This is a genomic window from Variovorax sp. J31P179, from assembly GCF_030316985.1.
In the GTDB taxonomy this organism is placed as follows: Bacteria; Pseudomonadota; Gammaproteobacteria; order Burkholderiales; family Burkholderiaceae_C; genus Variovorax; species Variovorax ginsengisoli_B.
In genome coordinates this window covers 288,415-308,918 of sequence record NZ_JASZYL010000007.1, presented here as the reverse complement: position 1 = coordinate 308,918, position 20,504 = coordinate 288,415, and the positions used below count along the sequence as shown (strand labels likewise).

The 20,504-nt window shown below is 69.4% G+C and carries 19 protein-coding genes; 16 read left to right on the top strand and 3 right to left on the bottom strand.

Annotated features, from left to right (window positions below; all coding sequences use genetic code 11):
* The first annotated feature begins 24 nt into the window (after positions 1 to 24).
* The 5 genes from QTI17_RS20335 (at position 25) to QTI17_RS20315 (ending at position 3,960) form a co-directional block, all read left to right on the top strand.
* On the top strand, positions 25 to 1,791 hold the full coding sequence (locus QTI17_RS20335; protein WP_286535200.1) for a phospholipid carrier-dependent glycosyltransferase: 1,767 nt from the start codon (positions 25 to 27) through the stop codon (positions 1,789 to 1,791).
* Complete coding sequence (locus QTI17_RS20330) at positions 1,784 to 2,749, top strand: glycosyltransferase family 2 protein (RefSeq protein WP_286535198.1); 966 nt, start codon at positions 1,784 to 1,786, stop codon at positions 2,747 to 2,749. Before QTI17_RS20335 ends, QTI17_RS20330 begins: the two co-directional genes overlap by 8 nt.
* A complete protein-coding gene (locus QTI17_RS20325) occupies positions 2,746 to 3,147 on the top strand; it encodes a GtrA family protein (RefSeq protein ID WP_286535197.1) in 402 nt (133 codons plus the stop codon). Before QTI17_RS20330 ends, QTI17_RS20325 begins: the two co-directional genes overlap by 4 nt.
* Before the next feature lie 118 nt (positions 3,148 to 3,265).
* Entirely contained in the window at positions 3,266 to 3,553 is a 288-nt protein-coding gene (locus QTI17_RS20320) for a hypothetical protein (protein WP_286535196.1), read from the top strand.
* Positions 3,550 to 3,960, top strand: coding sequence for a hypothetical protein (locus QTI17_RS20315; RefSeq protein ID WP_286535195.1), 411 nt, complete (start codon positions 3,550 to 3,552; stop codon positions 3,958 to 3,960). Before QTI17_RS20320 ends, QTI17_RS20315 begins: the two co-directional genes overlap by 4 nt.
* Positions 3,961 to 3,974: 14 nt before the next feature.
* Here QTI17_RS20315 and QTI17_RS20310 read toward each other — a convergent pair whose 3' ends face one another.
* Genes QTI17_RS20310 through QTI17_RS20300 form a run of 3 tightly spaced genes read right to left on the bottom strand, consistent with a single transcriptional unit; the run spans position 3,975 to position 6,677 of the window.
* On the bottom strand, positions 3,975 to 5,174 hold the full coding sequence (locus QTI17_RS20310; protein WP_286535194.1) for an amidohydrolase family protein: 1,200 nt from the start codon (positions 5,172 to 5,174) through the stop codon (positions 3,975 to 3,977).
* A complete protein-coding gene (locus tag QTI17_RS20305; protein WP_286535193.1) occupies positions 5,120 to 5,890 on the bottom strand; it encodes a TetR/AcrR family transcriptional regulator in 771 nt (256 codons plus the stop codon). Before QTI17_RS20305 ends, QTI17_RS20310 begins: the two co-directional genes overlap by 55 nt.
* A 13-nt stretch (positions 5,891 to 5,903) precedes the next feature.
* Positions 5,904 to 6,677: a ferredoxin--NADP reductase gene (locus QTI17_RS20300; RefSeq protein WP_286535192.1), complete on the bottom strand. Its 774-nt coding sequence runs from the start codon at positions 6,675 to 6,677 to the stop codon at positions 5,904 to 5,906.
* A gap of 248 nt (positions 6,678 to 6,925) precedes the next feature.
* On the opposite strand from QTI17_RS20300, the gene QTI17_RS20295 reads away from it, so the two are divergent.
* The 11 genes from QTI17_RS20295 to QTI17_RS20245 all read left to right on the top strand — a co-directional run bounded on the left by QTI17_RS20295 (position 6,926) and on the right by QTI17_RS20245 (position 20,499).
* A complete protein-coding gene (locus tag QTI17_RS20295) occupies positions 6,926 to 8,551 on the top strand; it encodes a 6-hydroxynicotinate reductase (protein WP_286535191.1) in 1,626 nt (541 codons plus the stop codon).
* 5 nt (positions 8,552 to 8,556) lie between these two features.
* Complete coding sequence (locus QTI17_RS20290) at positions 8,557 to 9,483, top strand: UPF0280 family protein (protein ID WP_286535190.1); 927 nt, start codon at positions 8,557 to 8,559, stop codon at positions 9,481 to 9,483.
* Between the two features lie 21 nt (positions 9,484 to 9,504).
* Positions 9,505 to 10,146, top strand: coding sequence for an amino acid synthesis family protein (locus QTI17_RS20285; RefSeq protein ID WP_286372132.1), 642 nt, complete (start codon positions 9,505 to 9,507; stop codon positions 10,144 to 10,146).
* A gap of 25 nt (positions 10,147 to 10,171) precedes the next feature.
* Positions 10,172 to 10,756 (top strand): amino acid synthesis family protein, encoded by a 585-nt coding sequence (locus QTI17_RS20280; protein ID WP_286535189.1) that lies wholly within the window; start codon positions 10,172 to 10,174, stop codon positions 10,754 to 10,756.
* Between the two features lie 132 nt (positions 10,757 to 10,888).
* Positions 10,889 to 12,100, top strand: a complete 1,212-nt coding sequence (locus tag QTI17_RS20275) for an ABC transporter substrate-binding protein (protein ID WP_286535188.1) — start codon at positions 10,889 to 10,891, stop codon at positions 12,098 to 12,100.
* Between the two features lie 18 nt (positions 12,101 to 12,118).
* Entirely contained in the window at positions 12,119 to 14,035 is a 1,917-nt protein-coding gene (locus QTI17_RS20270; RefSeq protein WP_286535187.1) for an ABC transporter permease, read from the top strand.
* Positions 14,032 to 14,835 (top strand): ABC transporter ATP-binding protein, encoded by an 804-nt coding sequence (locus tag QTI17_RS20265; RefSeq protein ID WP_286535185.1) that lies wholly within the window; start codon positions 14,032 to 14,034, stop codon positions 14,833 to 14,835. The genes QTI17_RS20270 and QTI17_RS20265 overlap by 4 nt, the downstream gene beginning before the upstream one ends.
* Positions 14,832 to 15,566 carry an ABC transporter ATP-binding protein gene (locus QTI17_RS20260; protein WP_286521712.1) on the top strand — a complete coding sequence of 245 codons (735 nt, stop codon included), beginning with the start codon at positions 14,832 to 14,834 and terminating at the stop codon, positions 15,564 to 15,566. Before QTI17_RS20265 ends, QTI17_RS20260 begins: the two co-directional genes overlap by 4 nt.
* 28 nt (positions 15,567 to 15,594) lie before the next feature.
* Positions 15,595 to 16,311 carry a bifunctional nicotinamidase/pyrazinamidase gene (pncA, locus tag QTI17_RS20255; protein WP_286535184.1) on the top strand — a complete coding sequence of 239 codons (717 nt, stop codon included), beginning with the start codon at positions 15,595 to 15,597 and terminating at the stop codon, positions 16,309 to 16,311.
* 13 nt (positions 16,312 to 16,324) lie between these two features.
* Positions 16,325 to 16,804, top strand: a complete 480-nt coding sequence (locus tag QTI17_RS20250; protein WP_286535183.1) for a (2Fe-2S)-binding protein — start codon at positions 16,325 to 16,327, stop codon at positions 16,802 to 16,804.
* On the top strand, positions 16,801 to 20,499 hold the full coding sequence (locus QTI17_RS20245) for a molybdopterin cofactor-binding domain-containing protein (RefSeq protein WP_286535182.1): 3,699 nt from the start codon (positions 16,801 to 16,803) through the stop codon (positions 20,497 to 20,499). The genes QTI17_RS20250 and QTI17_RS20245 overlap by 4 nt, the downstream gene beginning before the upstream one ends.
* Positions 20,500 to 20,504 lie beyond the last annotated feature (5 nt).

Here is a 20,504-nt window from a genome sequence, read left to right as displayed (position 1 = left end):
GCGGGAGTTCCTATTCAAAAGCTGATGTTCGGGGCCGCCCACTACGCGGCGATGGCGGTCTTCGCGGTCGCCTGCTGGGGGTTCGGGCGGGCGCTGCTGGCGCGCATCGGCCCGCCGGGACGGCGCGACGCCGCGCTCGAAGCCGCGATGGCGGCCGCGGCCGGGCTCGGGCTCCATGTCTGCGTCTTCCAGGCGATCGCGATCGCCGGGCTGTTCGGCCGCGGCGCCGTCATCGGCACGGTGGCGCTCGGCCTGCTGGCGGCCGTGCTGCAGTGGCCGGCCTGGCGGCGCGAACGCGGCCCGCGGCTGCCGTCAGAGCCCTTCGGCTTCGTCGAAAAGCTGGCGCTGGTGGCCTTCGTGCTGACGGCGCTGCCGGCCCTGGTCGAACCGCTGGCGCCGCCGGCCGCGTTCGACGAGCTGATGTACCACCTGCCCTATGCGCGCGAAGTGCTGCAGAGCGGGCGGCTCGGCGTCCATGAGTGGCTGCGCTATCCCTGGTTTCCGTACAACTACAACCTGATCCATGCCGGCGCGCTGGCGGTCGGCGACGACGTCCTGCCGCACCTGCTGAGCGCCCTCGCGGGCTGGCTGTCGGTGGCGATGGTCTACCGGCTGGGTGCGCAGCATGCGAGCCGGCTGACCGGGCTGGTCGCGGCCGCGATCTGGCTCGGCATCGGCGACTACGAAAGCGCGCTGATCGACATCGGCGTCGCCCTCTTCGTGCTCGCCGCCTGCACCGCCCTGTGGTGGTGGCGCGAGTCCGACGATCCGGCGCGCGGGGCGCGCTGGCTGGCACTGGCCGCCTTCTTCCTCGGCGTCGCGGCGGGCTCCAAGTACCAGGCCCTGACGGTGCTGCCGCTGGTGGCCGTGTTCGTGGTCCGGCGCGAGCGCCGGCTCAAGGTCTGGGCCCTGGCGCTGGTGTGCTTCCTGGTCCCCTGCATCTACTGGTATGCGCGCAACGCGGTCATGACGGGCGACCCGTTCAATCCGATCGGCGCGCGCCTGTTCGGCTTCACCAACTGGAACGCGGCCGACTACAAGAACCAGTTCGACGACGTGCGCGCCCATGCCGCGTGGCCGAACGGCTTCCTGTGGGGCGTGCTGTTCGTGCCGTTCGCGCTGGCATGGAAGCGCTCGCCGGCGGTGCGCGCGGCGGCCGTGTTCAGCCTCTACTCGCTGGGCGTCTGGGCCCTGACCTCGCGCTATCCGCGCTACCTGGCCGCCTCGGTGCCGCTGATCGCGCTGGTGTCGGTGGTCGGCTGGCAGGCATTGCTGGCCCGCCTGGCCGACGGGCTGCGCCGCGCGCTGCCGGCGTGGAACGCGCGCGGCCTGCTCGACCGCGCCGGCCGCTGGCTCGGCGTGCTGCTGCTGTTGGTGGGCGTCGGCGGCTCGTTCTACATGACGCGGCGGAGCGTGGCGGCGATCGCGACCACGCCGGCCGAGCGCGCCGCCTTCCTCGACGCCCACGTGCCCGGCTATGCGGTCATGAACTACCTGCGCGAACACGCGACCGGGCGGGTCTACCAGATCGCGCTCAGCGAAGCGATCTACTATGGGCCGGCCCCGGTCTGGGGCGATGCGATCGGGCCCTGGCGCTATGCCGACTTCATCGTGCTGCCGCCGGCCGAATTCGCGCGCAAACTGCGGGGTCTCGGCTTCGAGGCGATCGCGGTCGGCGCCAGCGCCGCGCCGATGCTCGCCGCCCAGCCCGGCTTCCTTGACCATTTCGCCTTGATGTACGAAAAAGCCGGTGCCAAGGCCTACCGCATCCTGCCTGCCAAGAATGACTGAACGTTTCGACTCGCGCCCCCTGCGCATCGCCGCCGTGATCCCGTGCTTCAACGAGGCGCTGGCCATCGCGCAGGTGGTGAGCGAGTTTCAGGCGTCCCTGCCCGAGGCCGAGATCCATGTCTTCGACAACAACTCGACCGACGACACCGCGGCCGTGGCCCGGGCCGCCGGCGCGCGCGTGACGCACGTCCCGCTGCGCGGCAAGGGCAACGTGGCGCGGCGGATGTTCGCGGACGTCGAGGCCGACGTCTACGTGATGGTCGACGGCGACGCCACCTACGACGTCGGCGAGGTGCGGCAGCTGATCGAACTGATGGTCGAAGGCAACCTCGACATGGTGGTCGGCTCGCGGGTCGACGACGGCGCCGACATGCAGACCTACCGGCGCGGCCACCGCTTCGGCAACGCCTTGCTGACCGGCGCGGTGGCGAGCCTCTTCGACGGCCGGATGACCGACATGCTGTCGGGCTATCGCGTCTTCTCGAGGCGCTACGCCAAGTCCTTCCCGGCATTGTCCAGGGGCTTCGAGATCGAAACCGAATTGACAGTCCATGCGCTCGAATTGCGGATGCCCTTCGCCGAGGTCCCGATGCCCTACCGCTCGCGGCCCGAAGGCTCCGAAAGCAAGCTGTCGACCTACCGCGACGGCTGGCGCATCCTCAAGACCATCTGCAAGCTGTTCGTGAGCGAGCGGCCGCTGCAGTTCTTCTCCAGTGCCGCGGGCCTGCTGGTGCTGCTGTCGCTGATCCTCGCCGAGCCGCTGGTGTCCACCTACCTGAACACCGGGCTGGTGCCGCGGCAGCCGACCGCGGTGCTGGTCACCGGGATGATGCTGATGGCGATGTTGTCCTTCGTCTGCGGCGTGGTGCTGCACACCGTGACCATCGGCCGGCGCGAGGCCAAGCGGCTGTGCTACCTGGGGATTCCCGGCGTCCGCTCCGCCGCCGGCCGGCCATGAAGCTCGGGCGGGAGTTCCTGTCGTTCGCGATCGTCGGCGCGATCGGCTTCGTCGTCGACCTCGGCGTGCTCTACGTGGTGGCGCCGGCGTTCGGCTGGTATGGCGGGCGCGTGCTGTCGTTCCTCGCTGCCGCCACCGTCACCTGGGCGCTGAACCGGCGCTTCACCTTCGCCGGGAGGCATTCGGGCGCGTCGATCGGGCGCGAGTACCTGCGCTACCTGCTGACGATGATGGGGGGCGCGCTGGTCAACTACGGGGCGTACGTGCTGACCTTGCACTGGCTGGGCGGGCCGCTGGCCCCCGCGCTCGGCGTGGCGTTCGGCAGCTGCGCCGGGCTGGCGGTCAACTTCCTGACGGCGCGTTTCCTGGTGTTCAAGGGAGCGACCAAGGCGGGTTGAGCGATGGCCGAAAGCGGTTCAGGGTCTCAATCCGAGCATGACGGTCAACGGGGCGACGGCGGGTTGACCTTGGGCGAGAAATTGGATATCTTTGAGATATCTTTTCAGGAGCCATTCCATGCCGGCCCGCGCCACTGTGAACCAGATCGCCTTTCGCTACCGACCTGTCGACAGCGCCACGGGCGTGACCCGCGAAACCGCCAAGCGGCTGGCGGAATTCCTTGGCGTCGACGAGACGCAGGCGATTCACCGCGCGCTGCACGAGATGGCCGTGCGGGTCCTGCCACAGTACGAGGCCGACGACGGTCCGTTGACGGCAGCCCAGATGCGCCAGATCAAGAAGCGGGCGCCGCAGGGCGGCAAACGGTCGATACGTTCGAGCTTGGTCGACGTGGAAACGACATGAGCCACCAGTGGTGGAGCGAGCCCACCGCTGGCGAAATCGTCTGGTGCCACTTCCCCGACGACATTCATCCTCGACCGAAACCCCGCCCGGCACTGATTCTGGCTGTTTTCGACGACGATGATCCGCAGTTCGCGGTCAGGGTGGCCTACGGGACCAGCCAGCGTACGACGACGCTGCACCGGGGCGAGTTCTCCATCCTGCATGAGCGCAATCCGGCGGCCTACGCAGCGGCGGGGTTGAGCTACGACACCAAGTTCGACCTCAAGCAGGCACTGGATCTGCCCTATAGCACCGAGTGGTTCTCGGTGCCGCCTTCCGCTCCCCACGGGCAGATTCCCAAACTGGGTGTGCTGCATCCGTCCCTCGTGCGCGCCGTGCAAGCGGCGTTTCAGGCCGCACGCGCGTGACCCGTTGGCGCGGCTCAGTGCCCCCCCGACACCACCACGGCAATCTCCGTCGCCGGCGGCGTGTTGCGGCTGCGTCCGCAGCGCACGATGCCGTCGATCATGACCATCCCGACGCCCGGGATGTCGCCGAGCTGCACGCTCTCCAGCAGGGTCTTGCCCGAGGAGTGCTGGGCCCGGTCCATGAAGACGAAGTCGGCGTCGCGGCCGACCTCGATCAGCCCGCAGTTGAGACGGCGCAGGCGCGCCGTGTTGCCGGTGGCGAAGCAGAACACCAGCTCGGCCGGGATGTTGGCGAACGAGGAAATCAGAGAGACCATCCGCAGGATGCCCAGCGGCTGCACGCCGGAGCCGGCCGGGCCGTCGGTGCCCAGGATCACGCGGTGCGGGCATTTGAGTTCGATGGCCGCCCGCGCCGCCGCGATCGCGGTGCGCTCGTTGCCGTTGTGCACGATCTCGATGCCACGCGTGCTCTTCTCGCACAACTCGCACACATGCGCCTCCGGCAGCGAGGTGTGGCCGCCGTTGATGTGGCCGATGATGTCGGCGTCGGCCTCCAGCACCGTGTCCTTGTCGATGTAGCCCGAGCCGGGCACCGATGGCCCGCCGGTGTGGATCGTGCTCTGGATGCCGTACTTGCGCGCCCAGGCGACCATCTCCTTGGCTTCATAGCCGGCCTTGACCGAGCCCAGGCCGACCTCGCCGAGCAGGCCGACGCCGGCTTCGGCCAGTTCCTTGAAGTCGCTCTCGACCATGCCCTTCTCGATGACCGGCGCACCGGCCAGCACCTTCACGCCAGCCGGGCGGAAGGCATCGAAGGCGCGCTGCGCGGTGATCGCCAGCGCCTTCAGGCCGACGATGTCCTTGGGGCGCCCGGGGTAGTGCACCTCGCCGGCGGAAATCATGGTGGTGACGCCGCCGTTCAGGCTCGATTCGATCCAGTTGAGCTGGCTCTGGCGCGGCGTCCAGTCGCCCGCGACCGGATGCACGTGGCTGTCGATCAGGCCCGGCGCGACGCAGGTCTTCTTGCAGTCGATGACGGTCTTCGCGCCTTCGAGGTCGCAGTCTTTTTCCTTGCCGACCGCGACGATCAGCCCGTCGACGACGACGATGGTGTCGGCATCCAGGATGGGCTTGTCGATGTCGCCCGACAGCAGCAGGCCTATGTTCCGGATGACGACCTTGCCCGACTTGGCGCCGGTTGCGACTTCTGCCATTTCTTTTCCTCGTGAGTGGATTCTTCCTCGGAAGCTCCGGCATCGACGGTGCGCAGCACGGTCTCGATCACGAAGTCTTCCCAATGCGCGACCGCCTCCGGCGTCTCCAGGGGCTCGCCGAGGAACGCGGTCAGCGTGTGCCGGTTCGACGTGTAGAAATAGCCGGTCGAGGCGATCAGCAGGTACAGGTCGCGCGGTGCCACGTCGTCGCGGAACAGGCCCTGCTGGACGCCCGCGGCGACGATCTCGCTGATGATCGAGATGGCCCGCGACGAGTACTCGCGCGCCCGCAGCGACTTGGCGATGTGCCGGCCCTTGTGCAGGTTTTCGGTGTTCAGCAGCGTGACGAACTCGGGGTTCCTGCGGTAGTAGCCGAGCACGAACCGGATCACCGCCGTGAGCGACTCCACCGGCCGCGAGGCATCGAGGTCGATCGCGGCCTCGGCATCGTCCATGCGCCGGTAGATGCCTTCGAGCACCGCGATGAACAGGCCTTCCTTGCTGCCGAAGTAGTAGTAGATCATGCGGTCGTACGACTTGGCGGCCTTCGAGATCTTCTCGACGCTGCCGCCGTCGTAGCCGTACTTCGCGAACACCTTGGTGGCCGCGCGCAGGATGCTCTCGCGGGTGGCTTGCGCCGCGGCCTCGCGCACGCCGGTGCGGCGCGTCGCGGGCTTGGGCGCGCTCTTGCGCGCGGCTGCCTTGGCCTCGGGCATCTGCGGCTTCGCTCTACTTTTCGGCGAAGGCGCGCTCGACCACGTAGTCGCCCGGCGTCGAGGTGTTGCCTTCCTTGAAGCCGCGGGCCTCGAGGATGTGCTTGAGGTCGACCAGCAGGCCCGGGCTGCCGCACAGCATGACGCGGTCTTCGGCGGCATTGAGCGCCGGCAGGCCGAGGTCGTCGGTGAGCTTGTTGCTTTCGATCAGCTCGGTGATCCGGCCCATGTTGCGGAACTCCTCGCGCGTCACGGTCGGGTAGTAGAGAAGCTGCTTCTCGATCATCTCGCCGAGGATCTCGTGCTTGGGCAGATGGTCGGTGACTAGGTCGTGGTAGGCCAGCTCGTCGACCTGGCGCACGCCGTGCACCAGGACGACCTGCTCGTACTTCTCGTAGGTCTCGGGGTCGCGGATGATGCTCATGAACGGCGCCAGGCCGGTGCCGGTGCCGAACAGGTAGAGCCGCTTGCCCGGCAGCGTGTAGTCGATCAGCAGGGTGCCGGTGGGCTTGCGGCCCACGATGACCGTGTCGCCGACCTGGATGTGCTGCAGCCGGGAGGTCAGCGGGCCTTCTTCCACCTTGATGCTGAGGAACTCCAGGTGCTCCTCGTAGTTCGGGCTGACGATGCTGTAGGCCCGCAGCAGCGGCTTGTTGTTGACCTTCAGGCCGATCATCGTGAAGTGGCCGTTGGAGAAACGCAGGGCCGGATCGCGGGTGGTGGTGAAGGTGAACAGCCGGTCGGTCCAGTGGTGGACGCTGAGCACGCGTTCTTCGCTGAATGCACTCATAAGGGTCAGGAATGGTTATGAACGAACAAGGGATGCACCAATTGTCGGCGATGCCCGCGAAAACCCCAATGCAAGCATCGGGCCCGTTTGCTACATTGGATCAATAAATGTAGCGTTCACCACATGAAAGTGTAGGGAATGCTACACAAACGTCAGTTCCAGCACAAGAGAAGGTGCCAGCGGGCGGCCGGCACAGATGTTGCACCTCCGCTCGCCTTCCCTCCCCAGACTGCCACGAGACCCCCGCGATGACCGAACACACCAAGACAGATGGATTGCCCGGCATGGACATGCCGGTGGTGCCCGAAGCCCTGGGCCGCGCGCCGCTGCGCAACGAGCGCATGAGCACCAGCAAGGTCGAGTGCAACGCCTGCCCGGTGCTGTGCCAGATCTCCGACGGCCGCACCGGCGCCTGCGACCGCTACGCCAACCGCGCCGGCGTGCTGGTGCGGGTCGACCCGGTGGTGCTGCTGCGGCGCGAGCTGGCGAGCGAATCGCCGGCGCTGGTGCCTTTTGCGCGCATCGGCAACGAGGTCGAGGGGGCCGAGCACGCCGAAGCGCCGGCGGCCGATGCCGACTGGGACGGCGATCTCCTGCATGCCGACGAGGTCTTCGTGACCGGCGTGGGCTCCTCCACCACCTATCCCGACTACAAGCCGGCGCCGTTCATCGTCGCCTCGAAGGCGCAGGGGGTCGACATGGTGACGGTCGTCACCGAAGGCATCTTCAGCTATTGCAGCTTCAAGGTGAAGATCGACACCGACCGCTTCCTCGGCGCCGAGCAGGCCAACGTCCGCTACAAGGGCGAGGTGGTCGGCCACGTCACCACGGCCGAATACGGCTCGCAGATGCTGTCGCTGGGCGGCGTGCACCACCTCACGGGCGGCAGCAAGAAGGAAGGCCGCATGACCTGCGAGCTGATGCAGCTGCTGGGCAACAAGAAGGCGGTCGAATGCGTGATCGACGGCGGCGCCAGCATGGTGATCCAGGCCGGCCGCGCGCCGATCGTCAATGGCGTCGAGGAGCAGCGCATGCGCGTGGGCTGCGGTTCGGCGGCGGTCGGCATCTTCGCGCGCCAGCTGTTCGGCCACGCCGACGAGGTGGTGGTGGTCGACGACCACATCACGGGCGTGCTGACCGAGCACCAGGCCGGGCGCTGCCTCGACATGGCGCCGTCGGGCATCCAGATGCGCGGGCGCAAGTCGACGCCGGGGCGCTATTTCCAGGTCGCGAATCCGGGCAATGGCTGGGGCGGCACCGACATCGACGATCCGCTGTCGATCATCGAGGGCTGGGAGGAGGGCGTGGCCCGGCCGGGCCTGCGCCTGCTGATGACGTCCACCACCGGCGAGCACGCGCAGTGGTATGTGCTCGACGAGCAGTTGCAGCCGGTCGAGCAGCCGATGCCGGCCGAGGTGCGCCGCATCGTCGAGCGCATCGGCGAGAACTGCGAACCCTCGCTGTGCACGGTGCTGTTCCTCGGCGGCGCCGGCGGGTCCCTGCGCGCCGGCGTGACCGAGAACCCGGTGCTGCTCACGCGGGCCATCAAGCGGGCACTGGTCAACGTGACCTGCGGCGGCGCGCCGGCCTACGTGTGGCCGGGCGGCGGCATCACGGTGATGGCCGACGTGCTGCGGATGCCCGACAACAGCTTCGGCACCGTGCCGACTCCGGCGATCGTCGCGCCGATCGAGTTCAGCATGCGGCGCGACGACTACGCCGCGCTGGGCGGCCACATGGAGCATGTGTTCTCGCTCGAACAGGCGCTGGCCCGCGGTGCCTGGCAGGACGACGGCGCCCCGCTGGCGCGCCGGTGGCTGCGCATGGATGCGGCCAATCCCTGGCCGCTCGGCCAGCCGCCGATGCTGGGTTGAATTTCATGCCTGCACAACGCACTGCGCTGGACGGTGGCCGCTGGCATCTGAACCATGGCCCGATCGACCTCATCGCCGAAGCCCACGGCGATGCGGTCGAGGTCGCGGTGGCGCACGAGCATGTGTGGCGGCGTTTCGCCGTGCTGCTCGACGAGCTGGTGGCCGAGCTGCCCCTGCTGCGCCAGCCGGTGGCCGACGGCGACTGTCCGCTGCGCGGCCCGGTCGCGCGCCGCATGTGGGAGGCTTGCGCGCCGTTTCGCGCCGGCTTCATCACGCCGATGGCCGCGGTCGCCGGTGCGGTGGCGCAGGAGCTGATCCCCTGCTACCACCGGCCGGGCATCGAGCGCGCCTGGATCAACAACGGCGGCGACATCGCCCTGCACCTGGCGCCCGGCCAGAGCGCGCGCATCGGCCTGTTCGCCGACCTCGCCCGCTTCGACCTGCGCGCGCCGGGCCTCATCACCACCGACGGCCAGTTCGAACTGCGCGCAGAAGATCCGGTGCGCGGCGTCGCCACCAGCGGCTGGCGCGGCCGCAGCTTCTCGCTCGGCATCGCCGACAGCGTGACGGTGCTGGCCGCCACCGCGGCCCAGGCCGACGCCGCGGCCACCGTGATCGCCAATGCGGTCGATGTAGCCGATGCCGGCATCCAGCGCCGGCCGGCGAACGAATGCAAGGACGACAGCGACCTCGGCGACATCCCGGTGACGGTCGACGTCGGCACGCTGGCGCCCTCGAAAGTGCATCGTGCACTGGATGCGGGCGTCGAGCGCGCCGAGGCGCTGCAGCGCCTCGGGCTCGTGGCCTCCGTGGTGCTGGTCTGCCAGGGGCAGTGGCGGGTCGTCCAGCCCTTAAGCTCCGGGTTTGCGGAGCTGCTGCCGCAGAGCGAGGGCAGCATCGCTGCCGATGCAGTTGGTTCAGTATTTGCTTAACGAAAAGCAGGACACCTTTTCATGATCGATATCCGCCGCGTCTTTACCCATGTCGAGCACATCCACCACGAGTTCGGACCGCGTGCCGCGACGCCGCTGGTGCGGGGCGCCATCGGCGCGGTGCTGACCAATCCCTTCGCGGGCCGCTACGAGCCCGACATCCTGCCGATGATGGCGCTGCTCGATCCGGTCGGCGTCGACATGGCGCACCGCCTGCGCGCCGCCATGGACGTGCCGGTCGAGCAGATCGCCACCTACGGCAAGGGCGCCATCGTCGGCGCCGCCGGCGAGCTCGAGCACGGCGCGCTGTGGCACGTGCCCGGCGGCTATGCGATGCGCGAGCTGCTCGGCTGGAAAGGCGACCGCGAGGCCTACCGCAAGGGCCAGGCCGAAGAGAAGACCGGCCAGCCCGGCAATGCGCTGTCGATCGTGCCGTCGACCAAGAAGGTCGGCCCGCCCGGCGCCGCGCTCGACGTGCCGCTGACCAACATCAACGCCAGCTACGTGCGGGGCCAGTTCGATGCCATCGAGGTCCGCGTGCCGGGCGCGCCGGCGGCCGACGAGATCGTCTTCATCCTCGCCATGAGCACCGGCTACCGCGTGCATGATCGCGTCGGCGGCCTGCGGGCCGAGAACATTTCCAAGTGGGACGGCCTCCGCTGAACCCGACAGAGACAAGGAACCAACCATGAGTGCAAATATCCGCAAGCTCGTCGTCCAGGTCGACGAAACCCGCAAGGAAATGGGCCAGGCGATCGACCCGCCGACGCGCCGCGCGGTCGCCATCGCCGTGATCGACAACCCCTACGCCGGCCGCTACAGCGAATCGCTCGACGAGCTGATCGCGATCGGCGAGGAACTCGGCGCGCTGCTGGGCCAGAAGGCCGTGGCCGCGCTCGGCATCGCGCCCGGCCAGGCCCAGAGCTACGGCAAGGCCGCGATCGTCGGCGAGGCGGGCGAGCTCGAGCACGCCGCGGCCATCCTCCATCCGAAGCTCGGCGCGCCGCTGCGGGTGGCGGTCGAGAAGGGCGCCGCGCTGGTGCCGTCGAGCAAGAAGCGCGGCACGCTCGGCACCGCCATCGACGTGCCGCTGGGCCACAAAGACGCGGCCTTCGTGCGCAGCCATTTCGATGCCATCGAGGCCCGGGTGTCCGACGCGCCGCGCGCCAACGAGATCGTGGTCGCGGTGGCGGTCACCGATAGCGGCCGCCCGCTGCCGCGGATCGGCGGCCTGCAAGTGTCCGAGATCAAGGGCGAAGACGGCCTCCGGTGATGAATGTGACCCCCACGCTCCTCACTTCGTGTGTCGCTGCCCCCCGAGGGGGCCGCAGGCCGCCTTGGGGCGGCCCGGCGCCGGCCTGATTGCCGCAAAATTTTCTTTCTGTTCGATCCCAAGGAGTTCCCGATGAATCCCATGCGCCTAGCCTTCACCGCGGCCGCCGTCGCCACGCTCGCCACCGCACTCGCTCCGGCGCATGCGCAGGGCGTCATCAAGATCGGCGAGATCAACAGCTACAAGGCGCAGCCCGCCTTCCTCGAGCCCTACAAGAAGGGGATGGAGCTGGCGGTCGACGAGATCAATGCGGCCGGCGGCGTCAACGGCAAGAAGATCGAACTGATCAGCCGCGACGACAACGCCAACCCGGGCGACGCGGTGCGCGTGGCCGAAGAACTGGTCTCGCGCGAGAAGGTCGACATCCTGGCCGGCACGTTCCTGTCGAACACCGGCATGGCGGTGGCCGACTTCGCCAAGCAGAAGAAGTTCTTCTTCCTGGCCGGCGAGCCGCTGACCGACAAGCTCACCTGGCAGGGCGGCAACGCCTACACGGTGCGCCTGCGTCCCGGCACCTACATGCAGGCCGCGATGCTGGTGCCCGAGGCGGCCAAGCTCAAGAAGAAGCGCTGGGCGGTGGTGTACCCCAACTACGAATACGGCCAGTCGGCCGTGGCGGCCTTCAAGACGCTGCTGAAGGCAGCCCAGCCCGATGTCGAGTTCGTCGCCGAGCAGGCCACGCCGCTCGGCAAGGTCGACGCCGGCAGCGTGGTGCAGGCGCTGTCCGATGCCAAGCCCGACGCGATCTTCAACGTGCTCTTTGGTGCCGACCTGTCGAAGTTCGTGCGCGAGGGCAACACCCGCGGTCTGTTCAAGGACCGCGAGGTGGTGAGCGTGCTCACCGGCGAGCCCGAATACATGGACCCGCTCAAGGACGAGGCGCCCAACGGCTGGATCGTCACCGGCTACCCGTGGTACGGCATCACGACCGCCGATCACAAGAAATTCGAGCAGGCCTACCAGGCCAAGTTCAAGGACTACCCGCGCCTGGGCTCGGTGGTCGGCTACAGCATGATCAAGTCGGCCGCGGCGGGCATCGCGAAGGCCAAGAGCACCGACACCGAGAAGGTGGTCGCGGCCTTCAAGGGCCTGCAGGTCGACACGCCCTTCGGCAAGATCACCTACCGCCCCGAGGACAACCAGTCGACCATGGGCGCCTTCGTGGGCCGCACCAAGAACGAGGGCGGCAAGGGCGTGATGGTCGACTACGTGTATCTCGACGGCTCCGACGCCAAGTACCAGCCGAGCGCCGCCGAGATCAAGAAGTCGCGCGCCGCCGACTGAGCCAGGAACGAACGGGTCATGAGCTTTTCAGGTTTCATCGTCCAGCTGCTCAACGGGCTGGCGAGCGCGTCCTCGCTGTTCCTCGTGGCGGCCGGGCTGTCGCTGATCTTCGGCGTCACGCGCATCGTGAACTTCGCCCATGGCTCGTTCTTCATGGTCGGCATCTACGTCGCCTACACGCTGGTCGACCGGCTGGGCACCGGCTTCGGCTTCTGGCCGGCGCTGGTGATGGCGGCACTCGCGGTCGGCGTGCTGGGTGCGCTGATCGAGGTGGTGCTGCTGCGGCGCATCTACAAGGCGCCCGAGCTCTTTCAACTGCTGGCCACCTTCGCGCTCGTGCTGGTCATCAAGGACGCGGTGCTGTGGCTCTGGGGCCCCGACGAGCTGCTGGGGCCGCGCGCGCCGGGCCTCGCCGGCTCGGTCATGATCCTCGGGCGGCAGTTTCCTTCCTACGACCTGTTCCTGATCGTGGTCGGTCCGGTGGTGCTCGGCCTGGTCTGGCTGCTGCTGACCCGCACCCGCTTCGGCACCCTGGTGCGCGCCGCCACGCAAGACCGCGAGATGGTCAGCGCGCTGGGCGTCAACCAGGCCTGGCTATTCACCGCGGTGTTCGCGCTCGGCGCGCTGCTCGCGGGCCTGGGCGGCGCGCTGCAGCTGCCGCGCGAGCCCGCCACGCTCGAGATGGACCTCAACACCATCGGCGCGGCTTTCGTGGTGGTGGTGGTCGGCGGCATGGGCTCGATCCCCGGCGCCTACGCCGCCGCGCTGCTGATCGCCGAGATCAAGGCGATCTGCATCTGGCTCGGCGTGGTCGACGTGTTCGGCATCCCGGTCTCGTTCTCGAAGCTCACGCTGGTGGTCGACTTCCTGGTCATGGCCGTGGTGCTGGTCTGGCGCCCCTGGGGCCTGTTCGGCAAGCCGCAGGCGCCGAGCCGCTACGTCGGCATGCAGGAAGAGCCTCTGCGGCGGCCCAGCCGCGCCTACGTGATCGCGGTCGCGCTGTTCGGCCTGGTGCTGGTCGCGATGCCCCTGCTCACGGCCGGCTCGCCCTACACCACCGTGCTGCTGATCGACCTGCTGATCGCCGCCCTGTTCGCTGCCAGCCTGCACTTCATCATGGGCCCGGCCGGCATGCACTCCTTCGGCCACGCGGCCTACTTCGGGCTCGGTGCCTACGGCGCCGCGCTGCTGGTGCGCGCCAGCGGTATGCCGATGGAACTGGCGCTGGTCGTCGCGCCGCTGGTGGCCGCGGCGGGCGCCTTCGTCTATGGCTGGTTCGCGGTGCGGCTGTCCGGGGTCTATCTCGCGATGCTCACCTTGGCCTTCGCCCAGATCACCTGGGCCATCACCTACCAGTGGGACAGCTTCACCGGCGGCAGCAACGGCCTCACGGGTGTCTGGCCTTCCGAGTGGCTGGCCGACAAGCGGACCTACTACTGGGTCACGCTGGCGCTGGTCGGGCTGGGCGTGTGGTGGCTGCGCCGCGTGCTGTTCTCGCCCTTCGGCTATGCGCTGCGCGCCGGCCGCGATTCGCAGCTGCGTGCCGATGCGATCGGCATCGACGTCAAGCGCATGCAGTGGGCCGCCTTCGTGATCGCCGGCACCGCGGCGGGCCTGACGGGGGCGCTCTATGCCTTCTCCAAGGGCAGCATCTCGCCTGAATCGCTGAGCGTCGGCAAGTCGGTCGACGGGCTGGTGATGGTGCTGCTCGGCGGCATCCAGACCTTGGCCGGCCCGGTGGTGGGCGCGGTCACCTTCACCTGGCTGCACGACACCGTGGCGCGCAACACCGACTACTGGCGCGCGATGCTGGGCGGCATCATCCTGCTGCTGGTGCTGCTGTTCCCGCAGGGTATCGCCGGCTTCGCCAAGCAGCTCTTCGATCGCCGCCGGCACAAGGCCGAAGCGGTCGAACTGAAAGAGGTGAAGGCATGAGCCTCCTCAAAGTCAACGAACTCGGCAAGTCCTTCGGCGGCGTCAAGGCGGTCGACGGCATCAGCTTCGAGCTCGCGGCCGGCGAATTGCTGGCACTCATCGGCCCCAACGGCGCGGGCAAGTCGACCACCTTCAACATGGTCAACGGCCAGCTCAAGGCCGACCGCGGATCGATCCTGCTCGACGGCCAGGAACTGGTGGGGCGCAAGCCGCGCGAGATCTGGCGCCTGGGCGTGGGACGCACCTTCCAGATCGCCGAGACCTTCGCCTCGCTCACCGTGGCCGAGAACGTGCAGATGGCGCTGCTGTCGCACGACCACAAGCTGTTCTCGACCTGGCGCCGCGCCTCGGACCACAAGCGCGACGAGGCGCTGGCGCTGCTCGACCAGGTCGGCATGAAGTCGCAAGCCGACCGGCCCTGCAGCGTGCTGGCCTACGGCGACGTCAAGCGGGTCGAGCTCGCGATCGCGATGGCCAACAGCCCGAAGCTGCTGCTCATGGACGAACCCACCGCGGGCATGGCGCCCAAGGAACGCAATTCGCTGATGGCGCTGACCAAGCAGCTCGTGATCGACCGCGGCATGGCGGTGCTCTTCACCGAGCACAGCATGGATGTCGTGTTCGCGTACGCCGACCGCATGATCGTCCTGGCCCGCGGGCGCCTGATCGCCCAGGGCAAGCCGCTCGAGATCCGCGACCATCCCAAGGTGCAGGAGGTGTACTTCGGCAGCGGCAAGACCTTCGAGAAGATTGCAGAGAAGGCCGCTGCGGTGAACGCGGCGGTCGGGGAGCACGCATGAGTTCACACGAGACCTTGCTCGAAGCCAAGGCCCTGTGCGCCTGGTATGGCGCCGCGCAGATCCTCTACGACGTCGATCTCGAAGTCCGGCGCGGGGAAGTGGTGGCGCTGATGGGCCGCAACGGCGCCGGCAAGTCGACCACGCTCAAGGCGCTGATCGGCATGCTGGCCAAGCGCCGTGGCGCGGTGCGCTTCCTCGGCCACGACATCTCGAAGAGCGAGCCGCACCTGGCGGCCCGGCTGGGCCTGGGCTTCGTGCCCGAGGACCGGCGCGTGTTCACCGACCTCAGCGTGATGGAGAACCTCGAGGTCGGGCGGCAGCCGGCACGCCGCTGGAGCGACGGCACCGACGCGCCGCTGTGGACCCCCGAGCGCCTGTTCAAGCTGTTCCCGAACCTCGGCGAGATGCCGAACCGCCCGGGCGGCCGCATGAGCGGCGGCGAGCAGCAGATGCTGACCGTGGCGCGCACGCTGATGGGCAACCCGTACCTGGTGCTGCTCGACGAGCCCTCGGAGGGTGTCGCGCCCGTGATCGTCGAGCAGATGGCGAACATGATCCTGGAGCTGAAGGCGCAGGGCGTGAGCATCCTGCTGTCCGAGCAGAACATGCATTTCGCGGAGCTGGTGTCCGACCGGGCCTACGTGCTCGAGAAGGGGCAGATCCGCTACCAGGCGTCGATGGCCGAACTGGCGGCCAACGACGAAGTCCGCCGTGCCTACCTGAGCGTCTGAGTCTTTGTTCAACCCGAGGAGCGACACCATGCAACGCAGAACCGTCCTGAAATCCGCGGCCGCTTTCGGCCTTGTCAGTGGCCTTGGCATCTCGATGCCGCTGTTCGCGGCCGCGAAGATCAAGCCGGCGGCCAATGCGGCGCTGATCGTGGTCGACGTGCAGAACTGTTTCATCGAAGGCGGCACGCTGCCGGTGAAGGGCGGCGCCGAGGTGGTGCCGGTCATCAACAAGCTTGCCGATGCATTCCAGAACATCGTCGTCACGCAGGACTGGCACACGCCCGGCCATGCCTCGTTCGCGAGCACCTACGCCGGCAAGAAGCCTTTCGAGACCACCAAGCTGAGCTACGGCTCGCAGGTGCTGTGGCCCGACCACTGCGTGCAGGGCACCGACGATGCCGCGCTCAACAAGGACCTGAAGCTGCCGACCGCGCAGATCATCATCCGCAAGGGCTTCCACAAGGACATGGACAGCTATTCGGCCTTCGAGGAGGCCGACCACAAGACCGCCACCGGGCTGGCCGGCTACCTGAAGGCGCGGGGCGTGAAGACCGTGTTCGTCACCGGCCTGGCGACCGACTTCTGCGTCGCCTGGACCGCGATGGATGCACGCAAGGCGGGCTTCGAGGTCTACGTGATCGAGGACGCGACGCGCGCCATCGACCTCAATGGCTCGCTGGCCGCGGCGTGGAAGCAGATGGCGGCCAAGGGCGTGAAGCGCATCCAGTCCACGGACATCGTCTGAGCCGCCCGGGAAGATGCCGGAGCTCGGACTCAAGGTCAACGGACGCAGCGTCGAACTCAGGGCGTCGCACGAGGCCTCGCTGCTGCATGTGCTGCGCAACGACCTGGGGCTCAACGGGCCCAAGTTCGGCTGCGGCCTCGGCCAGTGCGGCGCCTGTACCGTGTGGGTCGACGGCACGGCGGCGCGGGCCTGCGTGATTCCGGCGCACGGCGTGGCCGGCCGCGAGATCACCACGCTCGAAGGCCTCGGCACCCGTGAGCACTGGCACCCCGTGCAGCAGGGTTTCGAAGACGCCCAGGCCGCGCAGTGCGGCTACTGCCTCAACGGCATGGTGATGCAGGCCGCGGCGCTGCTCGCGCGCGAGCCGAATCCGAGCGAGGCGCGCATCCGCAGCGAGCTGTCGGGCAACCTGTGCCGTTGCGGCACCCACGTCGAGATCCTGGCCGCGGTGCAGCGTGCCGCGCTGCGGATCGCGGAAGGCGCCGGCACGTGACGCGCCGCGCCGACCTGCCCCGCACGCGCAGCGATTTCCTCCAGGCCGACGGCGTTCTCGTCGTCGTGCGCGAGACGCCCCCGGCGCCGCCGCCGTCGCCGGGCCAGCCGGCGGCGGTGGCGGGCAATCCGGCCGAGGGGCCGGAGGTGCTGCTCGCGGTCTGGGACGACGGCAGCGTCACGGCGCTGAACGGCCATGTCGACCTCGGCACCGGCATCCAGACCGCGCTGTCGCAGATCGTGGCCGAGGAGCTCGACCTGCCGATGGCGCAGGTCCGCATGGTGCTCGGCGACACCGCGTGCGCGCCCAACCAGGGGGCGACGATCGCCAGCGCCTCGATCCAGATCCACGCGGCCCCGCTGCGGCATGCGGCGGCACAGGCGCGCGGCTGGCTGATCGCGCAGGCAGCGGAGCAACTGGGCGTGCAGCCCGTGCTGCTGACCCTGCGCGACGGCCGGGTCCGGCACCGCGACGACCCGGCCTTCGGCATCGGCATCGGCGAGCTGGTGGCCGGCGGGCGCAGCGTGCTGCAGCTGGACACGTTGTCGAAACCGAAGGACCCGGCCGACTACCGCATCGTCGGCCGTTCGCAGCCGCGCGTCGATATTCCTGCCAAGCTGGCCGGCGAGACCGTCTTCGTGCACGACATGCGCCTGCCCGGCATGCTGCACGGCCGCGTCGTGCGGCCGCCCTATGCGGGGGCGGACCATGGCGACTACATCGGCAACACGCTGGAGTCGGTCGACGAGGCCTCGATCGCGCACATTCCCGGCATCCGTGCCGTGGTCGTGATCCGCGATTTCGTCGGCATCGTCGCCGAGCGCGAGGAGCACGCCGAACAGGCGGTGCGCGAACTGCGCGTGCACTGGAAGGCCTGGCCCGGCCTGCCGCCGCTCGACGACCTCGAAGGCGCGATCAGTGCCAATCCGTCGACGCAGCGCCTGCTGGTCGACGAAGGCGATGTCGACGGCGGGCTGGCGGGCGCGGCCCAGCCGATGCCACGCACCTACGTCTGGCCCTACCAGATGCATGCGTCGATCGGGCCCTCGTGCGCGCTGGCGCATTGGCGGCCGGGCGGGGGGGCTGAACTCCGCGTCTGGGCCGGTTCTCAGAACCCGCACGTGCTGCGGGCCGACCTCGGCAAACTCATGGGCCTGGACGACACCGCGGTCGACGTGGTGCGCATGGAGGCCGCCGGCTGCTACGGCCGCAACGGCGCCGACGATGTCGCGGCCGATGCGGCCCTGCTGGCGCGCGCGGCCGGCGCCCCGGTGCGGGTGCAGCTCACGCGCGAGCAGGAGCACCTGTGGGAGCCCAAGGGCGCCGCGCAGCTGATGCGCATCCAGGGCGGGCTCGATGCCGAGGGCGGCGTCGCGGCCTACGACTTCGAGACCTCCTACCCGTCGAACGGCGCGCCGACGCTGGCCTTGCTGCTGACCCGGACCGTCGAGCCGGTGGCGCAGGCCTTCGAGATGGGCGACCGCACCGCGCGGCCGCCCTACGGCTATCCGAACCTGCGGGTCAAGGTAAACGACATGGCGCCGATCGTGCGCGCCTCGTGGCTGCGCGGGGTGTCGGCGCTGCCGAGCTCGTTCGCCCACGAGTCCTATGTCGACGAACTCGCGACCGCCGCGGGTGTCGACCCGGTGGCTTTCCGGCTGCGCCATCTGCACGATCCGCGCGCCGCCGAGCTGGTGCGCCAGACCGCGCAGAAGGCCGGCTGGCGCATGCGCACGGGCCCGCAGGAGAACGCCGACAACGGCCTCGGCCCGGGCGGCGACGTGCTGTTCGGCCAGGGCTTCGCGTATGCGCGCTACGTACACAGCAAGTGGCCGGGCTTCGGCGCCGCCTGGTCGGCCTGGGTGGCCGATGTCGAGGTCAACCGCAAGACCGGCGAGGTGCATGTGCGGCGCGTGGTGGTCGGCCATGACGCCGGGCTGATGGTCAACCCGGCCGGTGTCGAGCACCAGATCCACGGCAACGTGATCCAGACGACCAGCCGCGCGCTCAAGGAGCAGGTGCGCTTCGCGCCGCAGGCCGCGCCCGGGTCGGCGCTGCTGCCCGGCCGGCCGCCTTCGGGCGTGGTCGCCAGCCGCGAGTGGGGCAGCTACCCGATCATCAACTTCCGCGAAGTGCCGGTGATCGAGGTGATGCACCTGCAGCGGCCCGGCGAGCCGTCGCTGGGCGCCGGCGAATCGTCCTCGGTGCCGGGCACCGCCGCGATCGCCAACGCGATCTTCGATGCCACCGGCGTGCGCTTCCGGTCGCCGCCGTTCACGCCCGAAGTGGTGCGGGCGGCGCTCAATCCGCTGCCGGCGCCGGCCGGGCCCGAAACCGCTCCCGCGGCGGCCCCGCGGCAGCTGCCGGCCTCCGCACCATGGCCGAAGCGCCGCGGCCTGTGGGCCGGCGCCGGCGCGCTCATCGTCGGCGGCATCGGCGTGGTCGCGGGGCTCGCGGGCTGGCGCTCGGCGATCGCGCCGGTCAGCTTCAGTGCGCCGGCTTACAGCGAGGCGACGATCGAGCGCGGCCGCCGGCTGGCCGCGCTCGGCGACTGCGCGGTCTGCCACACGGCGCCGGGCGGCACGCCCAACGCGGGCGGCCGGGCGATGGAGACGCCCTTCGGCACCCTCCACACCACCAACCTCACGCCCGATGCCGACACCGGCCTCGGCCGCTGGTCGTTCACGGCCTTCCAGCGGGCGATGCGCGAGGGCATCTCGCGCGACGGCCATCACCTGTACCCGGCCTTTCCGTACACCGCCTTCGCCAAGACCAGCGACGACGACCTGCAGGCGCTCTACGCCTACTTCATGTCGCTGCCGCCGGTGCGCGCCGAGACGCCGCCGGCGGCGCTCAAGTTCCCCTTCGGCCTGCGTCCGCTGATGGCCGGCTGGAACGCGCTGTTCCACGACCCCGCGCCCTACCGGCCGGTGACGGCCCAGAGCGCCGAATGGAACCGTGGCGCCTACCTGGTCAACGGCCTGGGCCACTGCGGCGCCTGCCACACGCCGCGCAATGCGCTCGGCGCCGAGCGGGGCGGCAGCGCCTCGCTGTCGGGCGCGATGATCGATGGCTGGGAGGCGCCGGCGCTGACCGCGCTGTCGACCGCCGGCGTGCCGTGGACCGCCGACGCGCTCTACGGCTACCTGCGCCACGGCCATGCGAAAGCGCACGGCATCGCCGGCGGTCCGATGGCCGAGGTGGTGCGCGAGCTGGCGCAGGTGCCCGACGCCGACATCCGCGCCATGGCCACCTACCTGGCGTCGTTCAACACCGCCACCACGCCGGCGGAGGCGGAGGCCCGGGCGCAGCGCCTAGTGGCGGAGGCGGCGGCGCAGCAAGGCCGGCTGCTCGGGCCCGCGCAGCGCATGTTCGACAGCGCCTGCGCCGCCTGCCACCACGATGGCGACGGGCCGACGCTGCTGGGCGTGAACACGCCGCTGGCGCTCAACAGCAACCTCACGAGCGCGCGGCCCGACAACCTGCTGCGCACCATCCTCGACGGGGTGCGCGAACCGGCTGCGCGCGACATCGGCTTCATGCCGGCCTTCCGCGAGGCGCTCGACGATGCCCAGATCGCCGAGCTGGCCGGCTACATGCGAGCCCGCTTCGCGCCGCAGGAACCGGCCTGGGCGGACCTGCCCGGGCGCGTGGCCCGCCTGCGGGCCGAGACGCCGAGCGCCCCGCGACGCTGAGAGTC

Bases quoted from the DNA above. Each gene is read 5' to 3' on its own strand.
- QTI17_RS20250 (WP_286535183.1), top strand. From the start codon at position 16,325: ATGCCGGAGCTCGGACTCAAGGTCAACGGACGCAGCGTCGAACTCAGG.
- QTI17_RS20285 (WP_286372132.1), top strand. From the start codon at position 9,505: ATGATCGATATCCGCCGCGTCTTTACCCATGTCGAGCACATCCACCAC.
- QTI17_RS20335 (WP_286535200.1), top strand. From the start codon at position 25: ATGTTCGGGGCCGCCCACTACGCGGCGATGGCGGTCTTCGCGGTCGCC.
- QTI17_RS20330 (WP_286535198.1), top strand. From the start codon at position 1,784: ATGACTGAACGTTTCGACTCGCGCCCCCTGCGCATCGCCGCCGTGATC.
- pncA (WP_286535184.1), top strand. From the start codon at position 15,595: ATGCAACGCAGAACCGTCCTGAAATCCGCGGCCGCTTTCGGCCTTGTC.
- QTI17_RS20300 (WP_286535192.1), bottom strand. From the start codon at position 6,677: ATGAGTGCATTCAGCGAAGAACGCGTGCTCAGCGTCCACCACTGGACC.
- QTI17_RS20270 (WP_286535187.1), top strand. From the start codon at position 12,119: ATGAGCTTTTCAGGTTTCATCGTCCAGCTGCTCAACGGGCTGGCGAGC.
- QTI17_RS20325 (WP_286535197.1), top strand. From the start codon at position 2,746: ATGAAGCTCGGGCGGGAGTTCCTGTCGTTCGCGATCGTCGGCGCGATC.
- QTI17_RS20305 (WP_286535193.1), bottom strand. From the start codon at position 5,890: ATGCCCGAGGCCAAGGCAGCCGCGCGCAAGAGCGCGCCCAAGCCCGCG.
- QTI17_RS20310 (WP_286535194.1), bottom strand. From the start codon at position 5,174: ATGGCAGAAGTCGCAACCGGCGCCAAGTCGGGCAAGGTCGTCATCCGG.
- QTI17_RS20280 (WP_286535189.1), top strand. From the start codon at position 10,172: ATGAGTGCAAATATCCGCAAGCTCGTCGTCCAGGTCGACGAAACCCGC.
- QTI17_RS20265 (WP_286535185.1), top strand. From the start codon at position 14,032: ATGAGCCTCCTCAAAGTCAACGAACTCGGCAAGTCCTTCGGCGGCGTC.
- QTI17_RS20260 (WP_286521712.1), top strand. From the start codon at position 14,832: ATGAGTTCACACGAGACCTTGCTCGAAGCCAAGGCCCTGTGCGCCTGG.
- QTI17_RS20275 (WP_286535188.1), top strand. From the start codon at position 10,889: ATGAATCCCATGCGCCTAGCCTTCACCGCGGCCGCCGTCGCCACGCTC.
- QTI17_RS20295 (WP_286535191.1), top strand. From the start codon at position 6,926: ATGACCGAACACACCAAGACAGATGGATTGCCCGGCATGGACATGCCG.
- QTI17_RS20320 (WP_286535196.1), top strand. From the start codon at position 3,266: ATGCCGGCCCGCGCCACTGTGAACCAGATCGCCTTTCGCTACCGACCT.
- QTI17_RS20290 (WP_286535190.1), top strand. From the start codon at position 8,557: ATGCCTGCACAACGCACTGCGCTGGACGGTGGCCGCTGGCATCTGAAC.
- QTI17_RS20315 (WP_286535195.1), top strand. From the start codon at position 3,550: ATGAGCCACCAGTGGTGGAGCGAGCCCACCGCTGGCGAAATCGTCTGG.